Consider the following 25,315-nt stretch of genomic DNA (forward strand, 5'->3'; position numbering starts at 1 on the left):
ATCGAACTTTTAGCTTAAACTAAAATTTATTTCAGTTTATAAACTTCCCTGTCCGCTGGAAAAGCACGGGAAATAACATCCTCTGCATAATTTTTGATTGCGGTTTCCATGGCTTTTTCAAGGTCTCCATAACGACGCACAAATCTGGGTACGTGAGCACTATAACCCAACATATCTTCCATCACTAAAACTTGTCCATCACATTGATTAGATGCGCCAATACCGATTGTTGGAATAGAAAGCTTTTCTGTCAATTTTACGGCTAAAGGTTCAACGATTCCTTCCAAAACAATAGCAAAAGCACCAGCCTTTTCAATCGCGGCTCCGTCGGCTTCAATTTTTTGCCAATCACTCTCTTTACGTCCTTGTGTCTTAAAACCACCAAAACGATTGACCGCTTGGGGCGTAAGACCAATATGTCCCATCACTGGTATGCCACGTTTACATAAAAAATCTATTGTTTCCGCTATATAAACTCCACCTTCAAGCTTAACGGCCCCACACCCCGTTTGTGCAAGAATACGCGATGCATTTAAAAAAGCCTGCTCTTTACTTTCTTCATAAGAACCAAAAGGCATATCGATAACGACAAGAGCTTTTTGAGATCCACGCACCACAGCCTGCCCGTGTAAAATCATCATATCTAGATCAACAGGAAGCGTTGTCTCAAACCCATATACCACCATACCAACGCTATCACCAACCAAAAGGATATCGCAATAGGGATCAGCAATCCGCGCAGTATAAGCTTGATAAGCTGTTAAAGAAACAATCGGCTGTTGTCCCTTTCTGTCGCGTATTTGAGAAGATGTTATACGCTTTACAGTTTTATGTACACTCATTTTTCGCCCTTCTCTTGCAATATGTATTGATCAATAAGCCTTACTTCACCAAAGCGAACAGTAAGAAGTAAAACTGCTGGTTTATTCAATGTTCCTTTGACCTCGCATAACGTTTCCATATCCCGTAAATCTATTGCTTCAACGATTGCACGCGTTTCTTTTTGTAAAATATTGCGAACAATTTTGCATAACTTATCAACCGACCGCTCACCTTCATGGAAAAGCTTTTCAACAGCTTTTCCACTTTCAGGAATAATTTTGGCCGCTTTACGATCTTCTAATGTTAAAAGTTTATTCCGTGAAGAGTATGCAACACCATCTGCTTCACGTAAAATAGGGACTCCAATAATTTCAACAGGAAACGCTAAATCTTCAACCATACGCCGAATAATTAAAATTTGTTGAAAATCCTTTTCTCCAAAAAAAGCTTTATCGGGCTGAATAATATTAAAAAGCTTAGCAACCACACTCGTTACACCACAAAAGTGCCCTGGACGTAATTTTCCCATCAAAATACGTGATAATTTTTCTACCTTTACAATCGTATCATTTCCCAAGGGCCACATTTCTTCCACAGAAGGCGCAAAAATACATTCAACACCCGCTTTTTCCAATAAAGCACAATCGCCTCTCAAGTCTTTTGGATATTGATAAAAGTCTTCATCAGGTCCAAATTGCTTTGGATTTACAAAAATAGAAACCAATACGCGATCACACATGGCTTTTGCTCGCTGTACTAATGCCAGATGCCCCTCATGAAGAGATCCCATTGTTGGAACAAAACCAATCGAAAAGCCCAAACTTCGTTCTTCTAAAGTATATTGGCGAACTTCAGAAATTGCCTTTAAAATTTTCATTTTTCCATTCTATTCAATTATGATCACATCAAAAAATGAATGCCTGTATACCAAATCGACGCTCAAACAACTGTATCAAATTCATGCGGACTGATGGCTGTTTTATATCTCGTGGCTCCCAGACATGACGCATAAGAAAAAAACCCGTTAAATTAAAACCATTTATTATATCCCTAAAATCAGCCGGACGAGTCGCTCTTTTCACAAGAAACTGTGGGAGAATAAGAAGCTTTCTTTTCCAAGGTTCCCCTGCTTCTTCACAGACAGCCCGTCCAGATTTTGGCGATACGTAATAAAGCTTTTCCTGACGACCTGTTGCAGCACAACAAGATAAATCAAGACCAAAACCAAGTTCTTCAAGAAGTCGCATTTCAAAACGTACAAGCAATTCTGCATTTACAAATGGTTCATCAAAATTCTGCATAAAAAGGTGTAAAGTATCATATAAAACGGGGTGCGGATCACGCTCAGGAAGGAGCCTCAAATGAAAAGCAACCAATTGCAAAGCATAAAGTGCTTCTGGTCGACAAATTAATCGTGCCGCATGTAAATCAAGTGCTTCTAGGCGAAAAAGTCCCAAATGCTCTTCTAAACGCGCACTCCATTCAGCCTCCACAAAATTTCCAGGCTGAAGAAGAGCTGCCATCCGACGCGAACGTCCCCCTTTTACCACCCCCATATAACGACCACGTTCACGCGTCATAATCTCAAGAATAACACTTGTCTCACCATATTGGCGTGCTCCAAGAATAACAGCTTGTTCTTTCCATTTCATTGTATTTTAATTATTTTTTAAAATATTATTTCAAAAAATCCAATCCCATTTCGCGATAACGTTCTGGATCGGCATCCCAATTATTACGCACTTTCACAAAAAGAAAAAGATGAACCTTTTGATCCATAATTTTCATGAGCTCCTTGCGTGCTGCTTGACCAATCGTTTTAATTGTATCGCCTTTTGCTCCTAAAATAATTTTCTTCTGGCTCTCACGTTCTACATAAATGACTTGATTGATTTTAACGGAACCATCTGAACGCTCTTGAAAGCTTTCTGTTTCAACTGTTGAGGAATAAGGAAGCTCATCATGAAGACGAAGAAAAAGTTTTTCACGCGTAATTTCAGCAGCAAGATGACGCATAGGCATATCGGAAATTTGATCTTCTGGATAATACCATGGCCCCTCCTGCATCATGTTACTCAACGCATGAAGTAAATCCTTGCAACCAGAACCATTTAGGGCAGAAATCATAAATGTTTGCGCAAACTTTACACGTTCATTTATTTTAGTGGTTAATGCTAGAAGAGATGATTTAACAACTGTATCAACTTTATTTAAAACAAGAACTTTTTCTTGTTTCATAGTGTTTACAATATCTAACATCATATCAACTTCATCCGAAAGACCACTTTGAGCGTCAATTAAAACAAGCAGAACATCAGCGCTCTTAGCCCCTCCCCAAGCAGCAGAAACCATGGCACGTTCTAAACGCTTATGAGGACGAAAAACACCCGGTGTATCGATCAACACAATTTGCACATCATCATGAATGACAATACCGCGGATTAAAGTTCGTGTTGTTTGTACCTTATGTGTTACAATTGAAACCTTTGTTCCAACCAATTGGTTAACCAATGTCGATTTACCAGCATTAGGCATCCCAATAAGCACAACAAAACCAGAACGCGTTTTCATAACGTCACTCATGATCATTTTTTCCTATTGTTTTCCACACACCCTCTCGTCGCAAAATTTTTTCAGCGGCCATTCTTTCAGCATATCTTTTAGAGCTTCCCTGCCCAATCTCTGAAGCAAAACCTGAAATACTAACCTCTACTATAAAAACAGGATCGTGATCTGGACCTGAGCGTTTGATAATCTGATAATGTGGTTGTGCATTACCTTGTATATGTGCCCATTCTTGTAACTCTGTCTTGGCATCACGTCGACCAGCATTCATTTTCTTTGCCCGACTTTGCCAATATTTTTGAATAAAGGGACGAACACTCTCTAATCCTCCATCAAGATACATCACTGCAATTAAAGCTTCTACGACATCTGCATGCATATTGATGAGTCGACGCCCTTCAAAATTTCTCATCTCAAAACCAACTTGGATCATATCGGGCAGCCTCATTTCACGTGCAATATCAGCACATGTCTGCGCATTGACCAGATGATTCAAACGGACTGATAGTTCACCTTCACTTGCTTTAGGGAAAAGTTGATACAGCATCTCTGCGATCAAAAGTCCTAGAACCCGATCCCCTAGAAATTCTAATCGTTCATAATTCCCTTGTTCCGAATCTTTCACACTCGCGTGTGTTAATGCTCTTTTTAATTTTTCTTCATCTTGAAAACGATGCCCCGTCAGCTTGAAAAGCTGATCAATCATGAGAGGTTTCATCGTTGTTTCCTTGCTTGATAAGCGGCAAATCATGAACCTTATTTATGAAAGAAAACAAACGTTTCCAACGTACGTCAAATGGCCAGCGCCAAATCTGCCAAGCACTTGAACCGTTACTGATAGAAAAGAAAATCACGCTCGCGCGACCAATCAGATTTTCTTCTGGAACATAACCTACATCCAAACGACTATCATCTGAATTGTCGCGATTATCTCCCATCATAAAATAATGTCCCTGAGGAACTTCAAAGACTTTCGTGTCATCAACTTTTGGAATGAAAGCTAAATCAAGCGTATCGTAGCGAACACCATTGGGCAGAGTCTCGCGATAAACCTCAACAGGATAGTTTACTTCCGTTATATCCGAATTATCAATCTCTCCCATAAAGTGACGTGAAACAGCTTTATCATTAATATAAAGAACGCTTTGACGAACTTGTATACGATCACCTGGTAGCCCAATAACGCGTTTTATATAATCGATTTTCGGATTACTTGGTAAACGAAAAACGACCACATCTCCCCGTTGAGGTTGGGATGCCCAAATACGTCCAGAAAAAAGGGGCGGAGAAAAGGGGATGGAAAAATGAGAATACCCATATGCATACTTAGAAACAAAGAGATAATCCCCAACTAACAAAGTAGGACGCATTGAACCGGAAGGAATACTAAAAGGCTGAAAAAAAAGTGTTCGAATAAACGCTGCTAGAAGTAGAGCCTGTATTAAAACAGAAATTAATTCAAGAATCCCACCTTTTTTTTCTTTTTTATGTATTTTATCTTTTTGGACCATCACCAACTGCCTTTTCATCACAAATATAACTTTTTTTCATCATAATATTCAAATAACAAAAGCACAATCTCTCACGCCATCTATCCACGTGGAAGTGCTTCAATAATAACAAATGCCTGTGCCCAAGGAAAATCATCTGTGATGCTGAGATGAATAACTGCATCATGATGAGGGGGTAATAACTTTTGAAGTTGCATTTGCGCATGATTTGTTAATTGCATGACTGGTTTCCCAGAAGACAAATTAACTACCCCCATGTCTTTCCAATTGATACCATAAGCGATTCCCGTCCCTAAGGCTTTAGCACATGCTTCTTTAGCAGCAAATCTTTTCGCATAAGAAGAAGACTTCTTTTTGAGATTTTCGGACCTATTCCTTTCAATATCCGTAAAAATACGCTGGATAAAACGCTCGCCATAACGAACCAACATTCTCTCAATACGTCGTATATCAACCAAATCATTTCCAAGACCAACAATCATAAGATATTATCCGATCTTTCTTACGATGAACGCTTCTTTAAACGCCTTTTTTTATAATCTTTTGATATCGCTTTTGTTTAAAACGAACCGTTGCTCTGTAAACACCTATATAAGATAAACCACCAAAAACAACACCTAAAAGAGTTCCACCTAAAATCATAGGACTCATAATTGTGTTCCATGCACCTTTAAAAAGGAGAGAGAGATTTGACACCGTCAAACCGTTAAACAGAGCGCGAATTTGAGAAAGAGAAATCTCATTGACATCGCTAAAAAGCGATAAACAAAAATACCCTACTTTATAATCAGCCATGACAATCAATAAAAATGTAAGTGGATTAGAAAAAAACGTCCCAATGATTGCAGCTGCAACGTTTGCACGCAAAACCCAAGAAAAAAATATTGCCAAAATAATATGCACACCGAAGACAGGAGAACAGGCTAAAAAAATGCCAATAGAAAACCCTAATGCAACCTCGTGCGGTGTTGCTGATATACGCAAAATACGTTTGTAGATGTAAGAAAATGAGCGAGAAAATGAACGACGTGGCCATAACCAAAGTCGAATACGCGTTACAAAATCTATTGGTTCTCGACGACGAAAAAGCATATGACTCTCAATATACATCCTTTGATGATAAAATAATCTATATCACTCAAATTAATCTTTTTAAGTTTTTGCATAAAAAAAAATAGAAAGACAATTAAATATTTCGACTTCCTGGTTTAATTGCTGGAAGAGCAGAAAGATCTGCAGGAAGTGCATCACTCGCATAAGAAGCTATCTCGTATTCAGCTAGTGCAATCAACGGAACACCAACATCAACCTTACCACCAGAGCGATCAAGGATGCATGCACTTGCCAATACCTCTGCTCCTGCTGCTGCGAGTGCCTCAACGGTCTCACGAATAGAAAGACCCGTTGTCACAATATCTTCAACAATAACAACCCGCGCACCCTTTTTGATTTCAAAACGACGCAATTCAAAGACGCCATCGACACGCTCTACCCAAAGGGAAGGAACACCAAGGTGACGTGAAGTCTCATAGGAGGGAATAAGACCGCCAATTGCGGGACCAACAACATAATCAATTTGTTCCTCGATAGATTCTTTGATTTTTCCAGCCAATCCACGACAGAGCTTTTCCGTCAAGTCAGCATGCATAAAAACTTTTGCCTTTTGCATATAAGTTGCACTATGGCGCCCCGATGTTAAAATAAAATGCCCCTCTAGAATAGCATCTGCTTGTTTAAAAATATCAATGACATCTTGTGTATTCATTGCAAAATCTTCCCTGTTATCCATGAACCCGCCGCACTGTACTAACTGAATCTGCCTTTTTTAACTGAGAAAAGATACGATTCAAATGTTTTAAATCCCAAACTTCTAGATCAATCATCATTTCCGTAAAATCTGGTGCTGTACGGATAAAAGATAAATTTTGGATATTAGCATCGTTAGCAGAAATTATTTGCGCAATTTCAGCTAAAGAACCAGGACTATTGACAACCAAAATATTCATCCTTGCAGGAAAACGTTCATTCATTTGAGCATCAATATCCCAGCGGACATCAATCCATCGTTCTGGCTGATCATCATAGGCCATCAAAGCCGAAGACTGGATTGGATAAATAACGATTCCTGCGCCTGGTTGCATAATGCCAACAATCCTATCTCCAGGTACAGCCCCTTCCGGTGAAAAGCGTACAGGTATATCTCCACGGGTTCCTCGAATAGGTAAGGCTTTAGATTGATGATCCTCTATCATTGCATCCTTTTCATTTTCTGGAACCTTAAAAATCATCCCTTGAGCATTTTCAATATTAAACCACCCTTCTTCCCCAGGCTTAAAAGATGACTTTTGTACTACACGTTCTTGATAATCAGGATAAACCGCTTTAATCACATCAGAGGAAAACAACTCTCCACGCCCAACAGCAGCCAATACATCTTCTACATCTTTACGTGCCAAACGTGGCAAAACTTTCTTTAAAACATCTTTTGAAAATTGTTTTCCCATATATTCAAACGAACGCTCAAGAATACGATATCCTAAACCCGAATATTGCTTACGTACCGCTGCTCGGCTTGCGCGTCGAATAGCTGAACGTGCTTTACCTGTGACAACAAGAAATTCCCATGCAGCTGGCGGAATTTGAGCATGTGAACGGATAATATCAACTTCGTCACCATTTTTTAATTTAGTCATTAAAGGCATAATACGACCATTGATTTTTACGCCCACACAAGAATCGCCGATGTCTGTATGGACAGCATAAGCAAAATCAATAGGTGTCGCGCCTTTAGGAAAAGCAATTAATCGACCTTTTGGCGTAAAACAAAAAACTTGGTCTTGAAAAAGCTCAAGTTTTGTATGTTCTAAAAATTCTTCCGGATTATCTCCATCAGATAAAGATTGTATCGTTTGACGCAACCATGCATAGGCATTCGTTTCACTTGATAATTTCGAAGTCGAATAATTGGAACCGTGCTCTTTATATATGGAATGGGCTGCAACCCCATATTCAGCAACTTCATTCATGACAGCCGTTCTAATTTGCAATTCAACACGTTGTCTTGAAGGTCCCACAATGGTTGTATGAATAGAACGATAATCATTTTGCTTTGGTATAGAGATATAATCTTTAAAACGACCAGGAACCATCGGCCAGGTCGTATGGATAACACCAAGAGCACGATAACAATCATCCACCGTTTCAACAATCACACGAAACCCAAAAATATCCGATAATTGTTCAAAAGATAATGCTTTACTTTCCATTTTACGAAAAACAGAATAAGATTTTTTCTGACGGCTTTTAACATCTGCTTTAATGCCATTTTCCAAAAAAAGTTTTGTCAATTCATTTTCAATTGTGGAAAGCAAATCACGATTGCGCTTTGATAATTCAGAAAGTCGATTGGTAATCGTACGATGGCCTTCTGGATTTAAATAAAAGAAAGAGAGATCCTCTAATTCCTCGCGCATATCCTGCATTCCCATACGGCCTGCAAGTGGCGCATAAATATCCATTGTCTCCTCAGCAATTCGTCGACGTTTATCATCACGCATGACACCAAGGGTACGCATATTATGAAGGCGGTCTGCAAGTTTGACTAAAAGAACACGAACATCATCAGAAATGGCAATAAGAAGTTTACGAAGATTTTCCGCCTGTACAGCTTTCTTTGATACAAGATCAAGCTTATTAAGCTTTGTAAGCCCTTCAACCAACTTCCCAATTTCAGAACCAAAAAGCTGATCAATTTCTGCCCGCGTAGCGCTTGTATCTTCAATTGTATCATGCAAAAGAGCAACAACAATCGTTGCCTCGTCTAACCGCATATCCGTTAAAATAGCAGCAACTTCCAAAGGATGGGAAAAATAAAGATCACCTGAAGCACGCTTTTGATGGGCATGCTTTTTCATTGCATAATCATAGGCTCTGTTTAGAAGAGCCTCATCTACGTCAGACTTGTAACGCTGAACACGGCCAACAAGCTCACGCTGACGCATCATACGAGCATATCCTTTATCTTTTCACACCTCTAACCCTTATTGAACACGCCTTATCAATAAAGAACAAGAAAAATAACTTCTCCCTATCTGACAAGGTATCTTCACCCCTGTAATATCAACCGCCGTAATTAATAATCGTCACTTTTTTCTGGAACAACCAAACCTTCAATTCCCGCTAAAAGCTCTTCTTCTGACATTTGATCAAATGAAGCTCCTTCTTCTTGCGATGATGTATTAAAAACACTTTCAGCTTCACTTGAATGGGTAATGAACTCACTTGCCATTTCTGGTTCATCTACTTCCACATGCTTTTGCAGCGAATGAATAAGATCTTCTTTTAAATCAGCAGGAGACAATGTTTCTTCTGCTATTTCACGCAAAGCAACAACTGGATTTTTATCATTATCACGATCAACTGTAATCTGCGCACCTTGTGAAATCTGACGCGCCCGATGCCCTGCTAAAAGTACCAATTCAAAGCGGTTATCAACTTTATCAATACAATCTTCTACCGTTACACGAGCCATTTATGTCTCTTTCTCAAATAAAAATTTAATAGCGGATATGAGGAGTATATACAATAGTCAAAATAAAACACAAGAAAACAATATAAACTTTTATATTTTTTTCTTAAAGAACTTATTTGAGAAAACTCTTGGTAACTTTATAGAAAAATGTATATTCTTTTCATGCTCGTTATCAAAGCTGTGCTTCAAACAATTCCAATAGATTGGATTCGAGGAAAGAAAAGTGTTTCTTGACAAAATATCTCTTTGGAGTCTTTAATTTTCTTAAAAGAAATACAAGCTCTTAAAAATCCTTTCCAATAACAAAAGCTTTATGCACATTTTTTATGATACTATATTTATGAAAAACAAATTTTTTTCTTTAAACATCATATATATTACACTCTTATTCATCGAATAAATGACTGAAAGATTGCTTCTTGTTACATCATCATTCGCCATAAGTTTATATTAAACTTTTTCTAAAAAAGTTTATTGATATTCTGATTTTTTTATCAAAACATGATCCATCGTACACGCCATAAAAGACTTAAAAGAATAAAAAACAATTAATGCCTAACGCCATGAATAACCCATTAACATCACTTTACCCAGAGCCACCCCAAAATTGCAATTTATGCCCTAGGCTTCATCAGTTTATTGCTGACTGGCGTGTGAAAGAACCACGTTGGCATAACGCACCGGTACGCCCTTTCTTTCCCTATAAAGGAGCAGACACAACGCGTCTTCTCATTGTTGGTCTTGCTCCCGGTTTACGAGGTGCTAATCGAACTGGGCGTCCATTTACGGGTGATTATGCTGGACACTTACTTTATTCCACTTTAAAAAAATTCGGATTTGCCCAAGGAACCTTCGAAGAAAGAGCAGACGATACTCTTGAACTGATCGATGCTGCAATCGTTAACTCTGTTCGTTGTGTTCCACCAGAAAATAAACCCACCGGTGCTGAAATTAACACGTGCCGCTCTTTCTTCTCGCCTCTTTTAACAAATCTTCCCGAACTTAAAGCCGTTATTACCTTAGGCACCATTGCACACCATTCAACCATACGCGCTCTTAATGCAAAAGTTTTAGCGCATCCTTTTGGACATGGCACAATCAATAACATTGGTAGATTACGCATCTTTTCCAGCTATCACTGTTCTCGTTATAATACGAATACCGGCCGCTTGACAGATGCTATGTTTCACCAAATTTTTCAAGCAGCCAAAACATACTTAGATCAATGCTAAATCAATAAAGCATATCCAAGCCGATCATCCATATCTTTTTAAAAGTCTTGCTTTTTCACGTCCCCAATCACGTTTTTTTTCCGTTTCACGCTTATCATGAAGTTTTTTCCCACGGGCGAGAGCAATCTCTAACTTAACGCGCCCACGTTCGTTAAAATAAAGTTTGAGAGGAATAAGTGTCATTCCTTCACGGGATGTTGCATTAAAAAAGCGTGCCATTTCACGTTTTGAAAGTAATAATTTACGCAAACGTCGCGGCTCATGATTAAAACGATTGGCTTGCGTATATTCAGGAATATAGCTGTTGACTAACCATAATTCTCCATTTTCAAAACTGGCATAGCTTTCAGCAATATTAGCATGATTAGAACGTAAAGACTTCACTTCCGCTCCTTGGAGAACAAGACCCGCCTCAAGATTATTCAGAATTTCAAAATTAAAACGAGCTTTACGATTATCAGCAATTATTTTCCGTGCAGGCGTGTTCTTTTTTTTATTCATGGTTTTATCAATATCATTTTATGCTTTTAAAAGACCCGCATGAATAAGGGCTGCATCAATAATCTTCTTGGTGCTCTCTGTTAATGGAACGATCGGAGAACGCACAGTTTCACCACAAAACCCCAATTTTGCAGCAGCATATTTAATCCCTGCAGGGCTAGGTTCAATAAACACAGCTCGATTGAGAGGCATGAGGCGATCATTTAATTCCCTTGCTGTTTTATAATCACCATGAAAGCAAGCAGCTTGAAGCTCTGCACAAAGTTTTGGAGCAACATTGGAGGAAACTGAAATACATCCGACACCTCCATGGGCATTAAAACCTAATGCTGTACAATCATCACCAGAAAGCTGCACAAAATTTTTGCCACATTTTTCACCTTGTTCACTCACGCGCTCAATTCTGCTCGTTGCATCTTTAACACCAATGATATTGTTAAAGTCTTGATAAAGGCCTCTCATTGTTTCCATAGTCATATCGATAACAGAACGCCCTGGAATATTATAAATTATAATCGGGATAGAAACAGCTTTGGCAATAGAAGAAAAATGCTTATATAAACCAGACTGATTGGGTCTATTATAATAGGGCGTAACAACCAAAACGGCATCTGCACCAGCTTTTTGCGCATATTGTGCAAGCTCTATAGCTTCACTTGTGCTATTGGATCCTGCTCCAGCAACAACAGGAACACGCTTTGCGACCTGCTCAACACACAATGCTATAATTCGCTTATGTTCTTCATGACTTAAAGTTGCTGATTCACCTGTCGTTCCAACAGGGCTTACACCGTTAATCCCTTGTGTGATCTGCCATTCAACAAATTCACAAAACGCTTTCTCATCAATTGCACCCTTCTGATCAAACGGTGTGATAAGCGCAGTTATAGCTCCCTTGAGCATGATAAACTCCCTATAATGTTCGCTTTTGTTTTTTTTAATAATCGCCTTTATAAATTTTAAATAAAGCATAATCTTGCTCTATTATTGAAGCAAGATGAATTTCAAAAAAAGCTTCCATAAAATGAAGATGTCCCTCCTTAAATTTTGAACATTTCTTTAAAATAAGCCATCCGTATTAACGCGTTTTTCATGCTTGTGTTCTATAAGACCTTAAGTTTCTTACAAAAAGCAAGGTCTCAAGGTCTTTTCTCTATGCGTGTGTTTTCTACCTCTCTTTTCGTATCAACCTTTACTGCACTTATACTGGCAATAAGAATTTTATTTTCAAGTGCCTATGCACAAACACCTCTTTTACATGGGAAAGCACCAATCCCTTCGACCCGTCCGATCCCCCTTGCCTTTAAACAAGAAGCTCAAAAGCTTCTTCAACACAGACACACGACTTCGCACAATACTGTGACACTCAAACATCTAAAAGCTGGACTAGATGCCCTTGCAAACAACAATATTGCAAAAACAATAAGTCTTCGTAATTCACTGGAAAAACATAGCCTTGATCGTTATATTTTGACATGGGCGCTAGGGATGTCAAACCAAGATAATATACCAAGCTCTGAAATATATAATGCAATCAACATGCTAAAAGGATGGCCCGGTATAGAAACGATGCAACGCAATGCTGAGCGTGCTTTTCTTAACGAAACAAATGTCACACGCGCCATCATCCAAAAATTTTTGCATCATCCCCCTCTTACCGCACAAGGTATGGCTCTCTTTGCTAAAGCACTTATCGCAATGGGACAAATCACCCGTGCCCAATATATTATTGCGCCATGGTGGCATAAAACACCGCTTAATGCAAAAGAAGAAATGTTTGTTCTTAAAAATGCAGGTGCTGCCTTAAAACCTATAGATCATTTTAAACGCATGCAGTTTATGCTGTATGCACATCGTTTTGATTCAGCGGCACGCGTTGCAAAATTAGCCCATGCTCAATCTCTTTTTGATGCTTTTGTAGCTGTTGAAAAAAATGATCCTAGAGCGACACAAAAATTACAAGCTATAGAGAGAACATGGAAAAAAAATCCTCTCTTCCAGTTTGCTCGAATGCGTCATCTTCGGCGAACAGAGCAATATGATGCCGCAGCAACACTCATGATGAAAACATCCAAAGATACCTTCCATCTTATGAACCCTCATTCATTGTGGAAAGAACAACGCGCCCTTTCTCGCGAAATGCTCGATTTAAACAAACCCCAAATGGCTTATCAACTCGTTGCAATGCACACTGGCTTGACATCTGCATTAGCTGTTGATGCTGAGTTTCACGCAGGATGGTACGCACTACGGTTTCTTCATAACCCTAAATTAGCAATGCAGCACTTTTCACGCATTCCTCAACTTTCTTCTTTACCTTTTTCTGCATCACGTGGATATTACTGGATGGGACGAACAGCAGAAACGCTAAGAGAACACAAAAATGCCCAATATTACTTTCATCGCGCTGCTCATTTTGGTACAACTTATTATGGTCAATTAGCCGCTGCACGACTCAATCAAAAAAAGCTTAACATCTCCTTTCCTAAACCAACAACCGCTGAACGACAGCATTTTAGTGCAAGAAAAACTATTAAAGCAATTCAACGTCTTGAAGAAGCTGGCTATGCTGATTTTGCTAAAGTTTTTTATAGAGAGCTTGGAAAAAAAATAGAAAGCCCTGGTGAATTAGCCCTTTTGGCTGTTATGGCAGAAAAAAATGGTGACTATTATACCAGCCTCAAAATCGGGAAAATGGCTGTTTTTCAAGGGAAAAATGTCGGGGCACTTTCTCACCCTCTGGGCGCTATACCAGCTTCTGCACATATTTCTGTAGAAGAAAAATCACTTATCTATGCCATTGCACGCCAAGAAAGCGAATTTAATCCAACAGCCATATCAAAAGCAGGTGCACAAGGTATACTCCAATTGCTTCCTACAACAGCAAAAGCACTAGCAAGAAAATACTCAATCGCATGGTCTCATAAAAAATTCAGCAGTGATACTCATTATAATGTGACATTAGGTGCCCATTTTCTCAATGAACAATTGGAACGTTTTAATGGATCCTATATCCTAACGCTCATTGGCTATAATGCGGGGCCCCGTCGAGTTAATGAATGGATAAAACGTTATGGCGATCCTCGAGGAAAATCTCTCGATAACATCGTTGATTGGATTGAGCGCATTCCTTATACAGAAACACGGAATTACGTGATGCGCGTTATGGAAAATTACAGCGTCTACAAAGCAAGACTCACTGGAAAAATAGATATAAAAACCGACCTTCTTTCTGGTCGATGGAAATAATATATCTTCTCAAATACGAGTAGGCTCTTAAGAGGACTTTGTTCCTTCCTAAAAAAGTACCCACATACAACCTCACTTTTAACGTACAAGTTTAAGTGATTTTAATTGATTTAGTATCAATAGAGCTGAGATAGGAAAATTCTACGCTATTCTGGGCTCTCATTCCATATATAAAATAATGAATGATCATTATCAATCATCATGTTGTACAAATATTTCATTTCTTCTCAAGATATAAATGATAATAACATAGAAATTATCAATGTAAAAAGAGTGAAACGAATAGCGTATCCTTTTACTGTTGCTTATTCATCAACATTCAAGTTTTGTACAACAACATGTTTTTTCTGATTACAATATTTCTATCCCCCATAGGGGTAGGTTATCACCACTATAGCTGTTTGGATCCTCTCTAAAGCAAAAAGATAAACTCATTGAGTAAGACAACCTTAAAGATAAAAAAATATCCTCCTGCACCTTCTCTTTTCATTCATCTTTACAACTTTTAAACATATTCATATCTTTTAGCAATAAAGATGAAGCTTTACCTTTTGTTTCTCTCATTTTCACATATAAGATCACCCCCTTTATATAAAATAAAATATCTGTCCCAAATAGTATGTATTTCTTATGCCTATTTTTATTTTAAAAGGTATTTTTTAATGCTCTTAAGTTCATTTCACAACGGTGAATATGAAAAGTACTTATGAAAAATCTCTCTCGAATGGAATAGCGATTAGATATATCACTTTTAATGAGATAAGAGTGATGCGCCTACCATCTCCCCTAATACCTGATATTGCAACAGCCTTTTCATTTAGAGCATTCATAAGAAATATGTTCACTCCTCAAACTTTTTACCCATGTTCTCCCTTGTGACGTCTCTTTAAGAGAATGGTTTTGATTGATTCAACGTCAAAAAAACCTAGAAAAAACTATATTTCATTCACATTATGAAATTATGAGCAATCATTCTAAACCAATATATTATCTAAACAGAAACCTTCATAAAAATCAGCTAAATATCAAGGATACTCTAATCATTTTGTTTATCTTTGATGGTGGAGGGGGTGGAAAAGAGCCGACACGTTGAAGGGCTGCCATAGCCAGCCGATCAAGTTCTGGATCTCCGGCAGAAACGACGACACGGCTAGAAAAAATATTCCCCCGCTCGTGTACCCTAAACTCTAACTTCACCGTTCCTTTTGCCCGACTGGTACGTTGTCCTACAACATAATTTTTTTGCTTTTCTAATTGCGACTGTACCTTTGCTAACCACTCCATCAACACCATATCTTCAAACCCTGCTGTACTGCCGCTCTGTCTAGCAGTAAACGAACGTGCAGTCTTCACAAGGGGGAGCTTGATAACTGTTTTTGGTCTCGTTTTTTTTTCAAATATTTTATCTTCTACTTTATAAGGAAGAGATTCTTCCAAAGACTTTTCTATAAAATCATCTTTTTCTACAGTCTGCTGCGGCTCTTCTGGTTGAGTTTCATCCACCCTCTCCGATATCTCAGGCTCTTGCTCAGCAAGATCTGGTTGTAATAATTCTGATTTTGCACTGACACTTGATAAGTCTGTATCATGATCTGGATTCGACGAATCTATATCAGCATCCAGATAAAGACTCTCTTGGGCAAGAGTTAGCATAACCGTCGAAGAGAGCGTACCGTTACTGACACCAGTCTTTCGAAAATAAAACTGTGCGCCCAATACTATATGCAAAGAAAGGGCGCCAACAAATGCACCAATCCAAAGAGCTGATAGCTGCTTCATATTTGCAAAGTTCATCGTTTCTCCCGCCGCTATTCTACGTGCAATATTGGTATTTCATCTCATTAAAACAAGCTATTTTGAAATTGCAACTTTTTTCTTGACTGATTTTATCATGTTTAATATGGTTTCTCTGTGATTTTATATTGTTAAATCATTCCTGCTTGGTTGGTTAACTTTTGATAGGGTTAAGTCAGGCGTTTTTATGTAAAGTTTCAAGCTTAGAGAGGGGATGTTTTAAAAAAAGGTTATAATGTGTTATGCGAATAAGACGAGAAAATATCCATAAGAGCTGTGTGATTTTAGGTGCGTTGTCGGTTTGTATACCTTCGTTTGTTTTTGCGCAAAACAGTGATAAGGATGTTGTGACTGAGCTCAAACCAATCCTTATTAAAGGAAAAAAAATAGAAGATGCTGCAAATTCAATAACCATTCTAACTGATCGTAAAACCAACGAGAATATTGATGAAAAACAAGTAACTGATGCGTATGACGTGAGTCGTCTTAATCCTTCTGTCTCTTATAACTCAGAAAATAATAGTTTTGTTATTCGTGGTTTAGATGCGAACCGTGTTCTTACGACAATGGATGGTATTTCTCTTCCTTGGTTTAATGATGTACTGCGTGGTGGTGGTGGTGGAAACACCACTTTTGATTTCAACGCTCTTTCTGCGTTTGATACTATTCAAGGATCAGATTCTAGTCTTTATGGTTCTGGCGCCTTAGGGGGAGTAATTGCGTTGCGTACCCTTAATCCTGAAGACCTTATAACTGGAGAAAAGAATTGGGGGAGCCTTATAAAAGGTGGTTATAACTCTGTTGATAACAGCTGGCGCATCAATCAAGCTTTTGCTGTGCGCAATTATCGAACATTCTTGCTTTTACAAGGATCTTATGTGGGGGGGAATGAACGTAAGAATATGGGAACTGAGGGAGGATATGAAGAGCGTACACGTAAAAACCCTTCTCAGTTTGACAAGAATAACTTACTTTTTAAAATTCATCAATATTTGAGTGATAATCATCGGCTTGGTTTTACTGCAGAACGTTTTAATTATGATATAAATACGCATTCCTTGAATGGATTCTCCGCTCTTGCTCCTACTGCGTATGTCCCAGGTTCTGTTTATAATAAGGACAATAAATACCGTGAACGTCTTTCTCTTTCTTATAATTATAATGGTGATGGCGGTGCGATTGTTGATGCTTTTCGTGGGCAGCTTTATTGGCAAAGGCAGTTAGATCGTGACACTATGACTGGTGTTCGTATTCGAGCACCCAAAGGGGATTATTTGAGAGATAATTTTCTGCGTAATACCAATTATGGTTTCAATGCAGATGCGCTTAAAAAAGTCGATTTTGGCACTGTAAGCCATACGTTCAAGATTGCCGCTAATGTTTCGTCATCTAAATTTCATCACTATTTGTTCGGTAAAGACAATTGCCATTTAGAAGAAAATGCGCGTGGATGCTCTATGATGCCTGCTAATCGGTCAGATTCACCAGACACAAATGGTTATAATTTAGGTTTTGTTTTTGAAGATGAAATTGGGTTGAGTGATAATCGTTTTCGTATAACATCAGGAGTTCGGTATGATTGGTACAAATATGTTCCGCAAAAAAGCTCCGCTTATGAAAAAGCTCTAATTTCTGATAGATTTCCTCCAGAAAGAAATGGATCTCGCTTTTCTCCTAAATTACGCATGGAGTGGGATATTCGTAATCAAATAACGCTCTATGCTCAATGGGCACAAGCTTTCCGTGCACCACGTATTTCAGAACTTTACGTTTCTTATATTAGACCCTCTGCTTATTACGCAAAGGGAAATCCTGATCTTCAACCAGAAAAAAGCAATGGGTATGATATTGGTCTACGGTATGGAAATGCAAGTTTTGGTGGTTCTTTCAATGCCTTTATCAACCAATATCAAAATTTCATAGATATCGAGGATAAAGGGCCGTCAGAAGAATTCAGGTTTAAACGTCTGCATTATATAAATCGTTCACGCGTGAGAATTTTGGGTGTTGAAACAAAGGCGCGTTTAGTTCTTAAAAATGATTTTCATAGCAATGTTTCTCTTGTCTATTCACAAGGAAAAGATCTTGACAAAAAGGAATATCTTAACTCGATTCCTCCTTTGAAAGCCGTTATCGGATTAGGATATGCAAAAGAGGTTTGGGGGGGCGATATTATTCTTACTTTGGCAGCCAAACGTGACAAAGTAGCTAGAGAATCTGATTATCAAAAAATTCCAGGATACCATGTTGTTGATATGACGGGGTGGTGGAAACCATTCGGTGAAACAGGACCTATCTTAAGAGCTGGTGTTTATAATCTTTTCAATACAAAATATTGGAATGCATCAGATCTTCCTTCCGGTAAAAATGCAATTGCGAATAAAAATATAGCTCCGAAGGATTATTATAGCCAGCCTGGTCGTAACTTTAAGGTGTCTTTCGTACAAAAGTTTTAGTCACGTCTGTTAACGATTAGATCAAAAGTCGTATCGATAAAAGGATCAGTTATTGTGTTTCTAATATCTTTAAAATTACAAAGATTTGGTAGAAAAGCCCTAATTCTTTCCGTTTTATCGTTTTTTGATTGTTCAGCTGTTGGCGGTAAAGCGTTATTTTGTGATAGATTGAACTCTTAAAAGAATTTAATCTATTGCCTTGGAATTATAAAATTTGAAAGTTAGTTTTTGAGTTAAGTAACATAAAGGTAAAGTCCATGGCATATACAGCTGAAATGATTCTTCGTTTACGTGAAGAGAAAAAAGAAATGCGAAACCGCGATTTTGCGGTTTCGATTGGTATATCCGAAGCGGAGCTTATTGCGGCCTATTGTACCATTGGAAAAGCAAAAAGACTACAAACTAATGTTGCTACTCTCTTGGAAAGTGCTCCGCGACTTGGAAAAGTCATGGTCTTAACACGCAATGAATATGCTGTTCACGAAATAACAGGATGTTTTGAAAAAATTGTTCAAAATCAACATATTCCTATTACGTTGGGTGAAATTGATTTGCGTATTTTTACAAAACAATGGAAGTTTGGTTTTGAATATGATGTCATTATCCTTGGAAAGCCTGCAAAAAGTCTACAGTTCTTTGATGAGCATGGCGTTGCTATTTTAAAAATCTATTCTAAAGATATGACCAACATGGAAGAGTGGAATAAACTTGTTGAAAATCTCCTTCTTGAAGATCAGTCCTCTGTTCTTAACATTCTTCCTGTTTCCCTTCCAGTTCAGTGTGACATAACAGAATTGGATATTGAGAATTTTCGGGATCGTTGGCGTAAAATGACAGATGTACACCAACTTCATAAAATTATTTCCGAATTTAGAATTAATCGGCATCATGCTGTAAAATATGCTGGCAATGAATTTGCCGATGAATTACAGGTAGATGCTGTTGAAATAATGCTGAACCAAGTCGCAGAAAAAGAACTGCCCATTATGTGTTTTGTTGGGAATAAAGGGTGTATTCAAATTTTTAGTGGAACTGTAAAAAATATTAAGCAAATGGGACCTTGGCTTAATGTTCTTGATCCAAGCTTTGACCTTCATTTACTCACGTCTGGAATTGCTAGTGTATGGCATGTTCGCAAACCTACCCGTGATGGTTATATCAGTTCACTTGAAGTTTTCGATAAAAATGATGGTATGATTGTTCAATTCTTTGGGCTGCGCAAAGAAGGTCAAAAAGAGCGTGAGGATTGGCGTTCTTTATTGAAGTCTCTTCCTCCCTATCAAAAATTGGTCGTCGCTTAGAAAGATAAAATATGCTTATACTTCTTTTGCGCAGACACTTAAGTTTTTTTCTTCTTTTTATACTGCTTTCTCTTAACTTCTTTTCTCAACGTGTCATTGCTGAACCTACTACGCATTTTTCTAAAAATGCACGAATTGTCTCTATTGGTGGTTCTCTGACAGAAATTGTTTATGCATTAGGTGCACAAGATCAACTTGTTGCCCGTGATAGTACAAGTGTTTATCCCAAAGAAGCCCTCAAGCTTCCTGTACTTGGTTACATGCGTGCTCTTTCACCTGAAGGTGTTCTGTCTTTTGCTCCAGAAGGTATCTTGCTCATTGAAGGAAGTGGGCCTCCTTCAACAATTGAAATTCTCAAAAAAACATCAATCCCTATCGTGATTATACCAGAAAGCTATTCTCGAGAAAGTGTTATAGAAAAAATTCGTCTCGTTGGAAAAGCCATCCATCGTGAAGAGCAAGCCGCTGCATTAATTCAAAAAGTAAGCCGTGACTTTGTAGACAATGATGCTCTTTTGGCAAAGGTAACAAAACAAAAGCGAGTGCTTTTTATTTTGTCTGTGCAAAATGGACGCGTTATGGCATCTGGAACAGATACAGCCGCTGATGGTATCATAAAACTTTCAGGTGGTCTCAATGCCATTACTGATTATAAAGGGTATAAACTTCTCAATAACGAAGCGTTATTGAAAGCAAATCCTGATGTTATTTTGCTTATAACACACAGTGGAAAATCTGTTAATCTTGAAAAGCTTTTAGCTATACCAGCAATTCAAGCAACAGCTGCCGCCCAAAATCACGCTATTAAACAAATGGATGCTATGTACCTTTTAGGATTTGGTCCACGCACTGCGGATGCATCAAGAGAACTTATTCATATGCTTTATGGTACAAACAAAAACGATAAAAACGGATGGAATTGGTAGAGAAGCTGTCCATGATTTATGCATCTGAAACAGAAAAACAGAAAAAAATAAAGCGTGAAAATTTAAGAAAAATACTCTTATTCGGTCTCATAATATTCCTCGTTTTTAGTATTTTAAGCGGGCTTTTAAATGGTGCTTCAAATACTTCACTCTTTGATTTTCTTTATAGCATGTTTACGCAAGAGTTTTCTGTTAGTCGTAGAACGCGTGATTATCTCATATTTATTGATATAAGGCTTCCTCGCGTTATCTTAGGGCTATTGATCGGAGCTTCTTTAGCTGTCTCTGGGGTTCTGATGCAAGGACTTTTCCGTAATCCTCTTGCAGACCCTGGAATTGTGGGTGTATCAGCAGGAGCCGGTCTTGGTGCTGTTTTAGCAATTGTTGTAGGGTTTTCCCTTCCTATTTCATTTGCACCTTTTCTAGAACCGTATAAAGTTATCATAGGTGCTTTTTTGGGTGGGCTTTTATCAACGATTGTCCTCTACATAATAGCTACGCATCATAGCTTTACTTCTATTGCAACCATGTTGCTTGCCGGTATTGCCCTTGGAGCCTTAAGCAGTGCAGTTGTCGGAACGTTGATTTTTATCGCAAATGACCAACAATTACGCGATATCACTTTTTGGAGTCTTGGCTCTCTTGCGGGTGCAACGTGGTTGAAAATATGGCTTGTTCTCCCTTTCGTCTTTGTTGGTCTTCTTTTCTCCCCCTTTTTATCAAGAGCTCTGAATGCTCTTGCGCTTGGTGAAGCCGTTGCTGGTCATATTGGTTTTTCTGTTCAACGCGTTAAAAATATTGCTATTCCCCTTGTTGCTCTTATGTGTGGAAGTGCTGTTTCTGTCAGTGGTGGTATTGGTTTTATTGGAATTATTGTTCCTCATATTTTACGTCAGCTCATTGGTCCTGATCACCGCTATCTCATTCCTTACTCTGCTCTCTTAGGGGCAGCATTACTTATTTTTGCTGATACATTTGCACGCTTAATTGTTGCCCCAGCAGAATTGCCAATAGGAATCGTAACAGCACTTTTCGGTGCTCCCTTCTTCCTGTGGATCCTTATATGCAAACGAGGAACAAACTTTTCATGATTGAGGCGACAAACATTTGCGTTCAGCGCGGAAAGAAACAGATTCTTAATCACGTTAACCTTCAAGCTAAAAGTGGCGCTTTTACCATCATTATCGGTCCCAACGGATCAGGGAAAAGTACTTTTGTTAAAGCATTAAGTGGAGAAATTCCTTACAGTGGAAAAATAACTTTAAATGGTTATGATGTCCGCCAAACAAAAACTTATGAAATGGCAAAAATGCGAGCCGTTTTACCACAATCAACAACACTCGTATTTCCATTCTTAGTTCATGAAGTTGTGGGGCTTGGACTTTCTGGAAACCAAGTTACTATTGCCAAAGCCGAATTGCAAAATCTTATCCAAGAAGCTTTAGAACGTGTTGACCTGTCTGATTACGGTAACCTGTATTATCATCAATTATCAGGTGGAGAACAAGCACGCGTACAACTTGCGCGTGTTCTTTGCCAAATCTGGAAACCTATTTATAATGGAATTCCTCGTTGGATGATATTAGATGAACCTATTGCTAGCCTCGATATTCAACATCAAATTATCGTTATGGACATTGCAAAACAATTTGCCCATTCTGGTGGTGGCGTTCTTGCTGTTCTTCACGATCTCAACCTTGCAGCACATTATGCAGATAACATGATCTTACTCAAGAAGGGCGAGATTTATTGTGAAGGAAATTCTTCTGCTGTTTTGACAACACAAAATCTCCACGATGTTTACCATTGTTTCTTAAATGTTTCTGAATTGCCTAAAGAAGATGTCCCGTTTGTACTCCCTCAAACAGCGTCCCCCTATGAAATGAGATCACAAAGCTATCCGCTTCAATCTAAAAATTAAAATCCTTGAGAGAAATAAAACACGCAATATCCAAGAGTCTGTTTTATTTTTTAATGAACTCTTTTCTCTAAATCTATAGAAGATTTATTTGTAGTTTTAGTGGCATTATTCTTTTCATAACCATGTGCTTTAGCTGTTTTTATCAATAGATAAATATTGATTTATAATAATCATTTACCACTCTCTATAGCCAATAAGAATATCAAATATGATCACATTTTTCTTTCTCTATTTAAAATTTTTTTTGTCTCTCTTAAGTATCATATGAACCGTATAGGTTCCATCTTTATATATAAAAATAACGCGGAGTAATTCCGCGTTAACAAAATTATCAAATGACATAGATTCTGTATTTCCCAATCATACTCATGACTTTATAGCATAGACGACTGTTGTATTAACAGGGCGCGTTTCTGCCTCACCCGTATGGGCAAGAGTTATCTTGTGTGTATGTGCACCAGCAGAATCTGTTGTCCCTTGCAAGGTGGCATTATAGGTATAATAATTCGGGAGTCTCCCAATATTACCAGTTGGCCATCCAACGCCTTTATACTGAAAATTGTGCGTATGTTCACCTGATTCTTCAATGATACCAATATGCGTATGCGATTTTATGCTATCTTGTTGTTCATCGGCAAATTTTCTATTACCATCTAAGCCCCGACCATTATCAAAGCCACGTAAGAACATACCTCTAAAGTCTGGAACTTTAAAGGTTGTTTCACTGTCTTTTCCCCATTTATCACCTATAGCCTTAAATAACTGCGGATAATCTTTACGCTTATAGGCCTTACCATCACATAAAAGCCAACCGGTTGGCACTTCTTGCATAGCAAATGTTGCAATGAATCCAGCCGGAAAAAATTCTATCTTTGGTGGTGTAGGGTTTAATAAATACCAACCATCTCGACCCTCCATTAGAATATTGCCATTATATACCATTTCATAAATACCGTCTGTTTGTAGCTCTCCCCCTTCTAACGGTATAACACCTGTATTCGTCGCTTTATAGATAGGTTTTTCTCCCATGCTATTAACTTTTATTGTCGTCGTGCCAATATTCACGCCATGGGACTTAAAGCGTATGATGATATCATTGTTATATTTCTTTATCGGTGAAACTGTCTTTAAGGTAATTAATGTTGTTTTATCTTCCGCATTGATCATAAAGCTTGATTCAATAGATCCACCATTATCTGCAAGATATTCACGCACGCGCTGCATCATCGCCCGCGCACTATCATTGACAGAACTAGGTGGCTGGCCTTCTGACCAATTAATAATATTATCTGAATGAGCATTTTCATCAGCCTTTAACGACCAATCGTAAATATTAGACATTATAAATCCCCCATTATTTTCATCGTTTTTCTAATAATTTCTCGTTCTGTGCTCTAAAATATGTCACCACATTGGTACATCATAACCACTGACCATCTGTATTTTATGCATTCTTTCTCTCTTTACTCCTTTCAATTTAATAAGCTAATTTCATAAGACTTTTTTCATAATATCAATCTTAATGATTCCATTTCTAATGCGTAATGTAGCAGCTCACTTGATATTATTTGGTATTTTATTTTGTCTATCGTTATATAGTTGTATTTTAAAATCTTGGATCTTGTTGCAAAGTTTTACAAATACTGTTCAAACTTTTCCTTACTATGGATTCATATAACCATTATTAAATGCAATAATTTGTCATCTGCATAGAAAATTGCTGATTTAAATTTTTAATGAAACGTTTTATTTGTTCAATACGTCAAATCTCTTTTTTGACTATCATTTGTATTTAAAAAACTCAAAAGTTTAGCTTCAAATTCTTTGCATGCCTCATTATGTTTTTATTACACGCAGACACCCTATTCATTCAATTTATTTCTGAATTTGTGTTACGAGATCAATACCAATGTTTTTTTGAACAGACTTCTGTTCAGCCTCACTGTATCATAGAGAATATATTTGATATGATAATTTCTTTCCTTCAGTGAACTGAAATGCTAAGGAAAGATTACAGACTTTCCTCAAGTCTAAAAGTTGTATCCGATCCGGATAAGAAATACACTTCCCCCAAGCTTTTATGAATAGATCTCGTCGATTCTTTTAAAAGCCAACAGCCTGTAACCGCCTGTCCTCCTCCCTCACTTAGAACAGCCCTCTCCCTACATATATATTTTATTACAGGTATATTTTTTTTGCAAGAACAATAAATCCTTCTGAACATAATCACGCAATTATTGGTGTTCTCCTTAATTGATGACGATATCAAAGTAAGCCTTCTTCAAACTATTTTTCTAACTTATATGCTTCATCAATTCAGATAAAAACATTCGATCGATTTAACATTTTCTACCCCCTCAGCTATCAAAGACAACTTCTTAATATTATAGTTTATCACTTCATAATGCCTCTTTTCATTCTTAAAAAATATACCAAAATCATTAAAAATAATATCTTTGTGATTGACAATGTCCGTATTTAAGCCAATCATACTGATGCTAACAAA

Annotated in this window: 22 protein-coding genes; 7 read left to right on the forward strand and 15 right to left on the reverse strand. The window is 37.9% G+C overall.

The window, feature by feature from the left end:
• Positions 1-26 precede the first annotated feature (26 nt).
• From panB to rpoZ, 11 genes are all read right to left on the reverse strand, one after another.
• Complete coding sequence (gene panB / locus PVV65_RS02955; protein WP_273789155.1) at positions 27-842, reverse strand: 3-methyl-2-oxobutanoate hydroxymethyltransferase; 816 nt, start codon at positions 840-842, stop codon at positions 27-29.
• Positions 839-1,699 carry a pantoate--beta-alanine ligase gene (gene panC, locus PVV65_RS02960; protein ID WP_273789156.1) on the reverse strand — a complete coding sequence of 287 codons (861 nt, stop codon included), beginning with the start codon at positions 1,697-1,699 and terminating at the stop codon, positions 839-841. Before panC ends, panB begins: the two co-directional genes overlap by 4 nt.
• A 28-nt stretch (positions 1,700-1,727) precedes the next feature.
• Positions 1,728-2,474, reverse strand: coding sequence for a DNA repair protein RecO (gene recO / locus PVV65_RS02965; RefSeq protein WP_273754403.1), 747 nt, complete (start codon positions 2,472-2,474; stop codon positions 1,728-1,730).
• A 25-nt stretch (positions 2,475-2,499) separates the two neighbouring features.
• On the reverse strand, positions 2,500-3,405 hold the full coding sequence (gene era, locus PVV65_RS02970) for a GTPase Era (protein ID WP_273789157.1): 906 nt from the start codon (positions 3,403-3,405) through the stop codon (positions 2,500-2,502).
• Positions 3,398-4,105, reverse strand: a complete 708-nt coding sequence (gene rnc / locus PVV65_RS02975; RefSeq protein ID WP_273789158.1) for a ribonuclease III — start codon at positions 4,103-4,105, stop codon at positions 3,398-3,400. The genes era and rnc overlap by 8 nt, the downstream gene beginning before the upstream one ends.
• Positions 4,086-4,898, reverse strand: a complete 813-nt coding sequence (lepB, locus tag PVV65_RS02980) for a signal peptidase I (protein ID WP_273789159.1) — start codon at positions 4,896-4,898, stop codon at positions 4,086-4,088. Before lepB ends, rnc begins: the two co-directional genes overlap by 20 nt.
• A gap of 80 nt (positions 4,899-4,978) precedes the next feature.
• Positions 4,979-5,380: a holo-ACP synthase gene (gene acpS / locus PVV65_RS02985; RefSeq protein ID WP_273789160.1), complete on the reverse strand. Its 402-nt coding sequence runs from the start codon at positions 5,378-5,380 to the stop codon at positions 4,979-4,981.
• Between the two features lie 37 nt (positions 5,381-5,417).
• On the reverse strand, positions 5,418-5,990 hold the full coding sequence (locus PVV65_RS02990) for a DUF2062 domain-containing protein (protein WP_273789161.1): 573 nt from the start codon (positions 5,988-5,990) through the stop codon (positions 5,418-5,420).
• Between the two features lie 94 nt (positions 5,991-6,084).
• Entirely contained in the window at positions 6,085-6,663 is a 579-nt protein-coding gene (gene pyrE / locus PVV65_RS02995; RefSeq protein ID WP_273789162.1) for an orotate phosphoribosyltransferase, read from the reverse strand.
• 16 nt (positions 6,664-6,679) lie between these two features.
• Positions 6,680-8,902, reverse strand: coding sequence for a bifunctional (p)ppGpp synthetase/guanosine-3',5'-bis(diphosphate) 3'-pyrophosphohydrolase (locus tag PVV65_RS03000; protein WP_273789163.1), 2,223 nt, complete (start codon positions 8,900-8,902; stop codon positions 6,680-6,682).
• A 128-nt stretch (positions 8,903-9,030) separates the two neighbouring features.
• Entirely contained in the window at positions 9,031-9,429 is a 399-nt protein-coding gene (rpoZ, locus tag PVV65_RS03005; RefSeq protein ID WP_120121952.1) for a DNA-directed RNA polymerase subunit omega, read from the reverse strand.
• Between the two features lie 563 nt (positions 9,430-9,992).
• Here rpoZ and PVV65_RS03010 point away from each other — a divergent pair.
• On the forward strand, positions 9,993-10,661 hold the full coding sequence (locus PVV65_RS03010; RefSeq protein WP_273754412.1) for a uracil-DNA glycosylase: 669 nt from the start codon (positions 9,993-9,995) through the stop codon (positions 10,659-10,661).
• A 24-nt stretch (positions 10,662-10,685) separates the two neighbouring features.
• Here the strand turns inward: PVV65_RS03010 and smpB are convergent, their stop codons facing one another.
• On the reverse strand, positions 10,686-11,162 hold the full coding sequence (gene smpB, locus PVV65_RS03015; protein WP_273754413.1) for an SsrA-binding protein SmpB: 477 nt from the start codon (positions 11,160-11,162) through the stop codon (positions 10,686-10,688).
• An 18-nt stretch (positions 11,163-11,180) separates the two neighbouring features.
• Positions 11,181-12,065: a 4-hydroxy-tetrahydrodipicolinate synthase gene (gene dapA / locus PVV65_RS03020; protein WP_273789164.1), complete on the reverse strand. Its 885-nt coding sequence runs from the start codon at positions 12,063-12,065 to the stop codon at positions 11,181-11,183.
• Between the two features lie 252 nt (positions 12,066-12,317).
• Here dapA and PVV65_RS03025 point away from each other — a divergent pair, with 252 nt between their 5' ends.
• Complete coding sequence (locus PVV65_RS03025; protein ID WP_273789165.1) at positions 12,318-14,411, forward strand: lytic transglycosylase domain-containing protein; 2,094 nt, start codon at positions 12,318-12,320, stop codon at positions 14,409-14,411.
• A 1,014-nt stretch (positions 14,412-15,425) separates the two neighbouring features.
• On the opposite strand, the gene PVV65_RS03030 is transcribed toward PVV65_RS03025, so the two are convergent.
• Positions 15,426-16,205: an energy transducer TonB gene (locus PVV65_RS03030; protein WP_273754416.1), complete on the reverse strand. Its 780-nt coding sequence runs from the start codon at positions 16,203-16,205 to the stop codon at positions 15,426-15,428.
• Between the two features lie 242 nt (positions 16,206-16,447).
• Between PVV65_RS03030 and PVV65_RS03035 the strand changes: the two genes are divergently transcribed.
• From PVV65_RS03035 to PVV65_RS03055, 5 genes are all read left to right on the forward strand, one after another.
• Positions 16,448-18,661, forward strand: coding sequence for a TonB-dependent hemoglobin/transferrin/lactoferrin family receptor (locus PVV65_RS03035; protein WP_273789166.1), 2,214 nt, complete (start codon positions 16,448-16,450; stop codon positions 18,659-18,661).
• A gap of 257 nt (positions 18,662-18,918) precedes the next feature.
• Positions 18,919-19,962 (forward strand): hemin-degrading factor, encoded by a 1,044-nt coding sequence (locus PVV65_RS03040; protein ID WP_273789167.1) that lies wholly within the window; start codon positions 18,919-18,921, stop codon positions 19,960-19,962.
• An 11-nt stretch (positions 19,963-19,973) separates the two neighbouring features.
• The gene (locus PVV65_RS03045; protein WP_273789168.1) at positions 19,974-20,888 is read left to right on the forward strand and encodes a hemin ABC transporter substrate-binding protein; all 915 of its coding nucleotides are present in this window, start codon (positions 19,974-19,976) and stop codon (positions 20,886-20,888) included.
• 11 nt (positions 20,889-20,899) lie between these two features.
• Positions 20,900-21,979: an iron ABC transporter permease gene (locus PVV65_RS03050; protein ID WP_273789169.1), complete on the forward strand. Its 1,080-nt coding sequence runs from the start codon at positions 20,900-20,902 to the stop codon at positions 21,977-21,979.
• The gene (locus tag PVV65_RS03055; RefSeq protein ID WP_273789170.1) at positions 21,976-22,809 is read left to right on the forward strand and encodes a heme ABC transporter ATP-binding protein; all 834 of its coding nucleotides are present in this window, start codon (positions 21,976-21,978) and stop codon (positions 22,807-22,809) included. Before PVV65_RS03050 ends, PVV65_RS03055 begins: the two co-directional genes overlap by 4 nt.
• A 366-nt stretch (positions 22,810-23,175) precedes the next feature.
• Here PVV65_RS03055 and PVV65_RS03060 read toward each other — a convergent pair whose 3' ends face one another.
• Complete coding sequence (locus PVV65_RS03060) at positions 23,176-24,150, reverse strand: tail fiber protein (protein WP_273789171.1); 975 nt, start codon at positions 24,148-24,150, stop codon at positions 23,176-23,178.
• Between the last annotated feature and the right edge of the window lie 1,165 nt (positions 24,151-25,315).

The organism is Bartonella sp. ML70XJBT (assembly GCF_028618425.1).
GTDB lineage: Bacteria > Pseudomonadota > Alphaproteobacteria > Rhizobiales > Rhizobiaceae > Bartonella.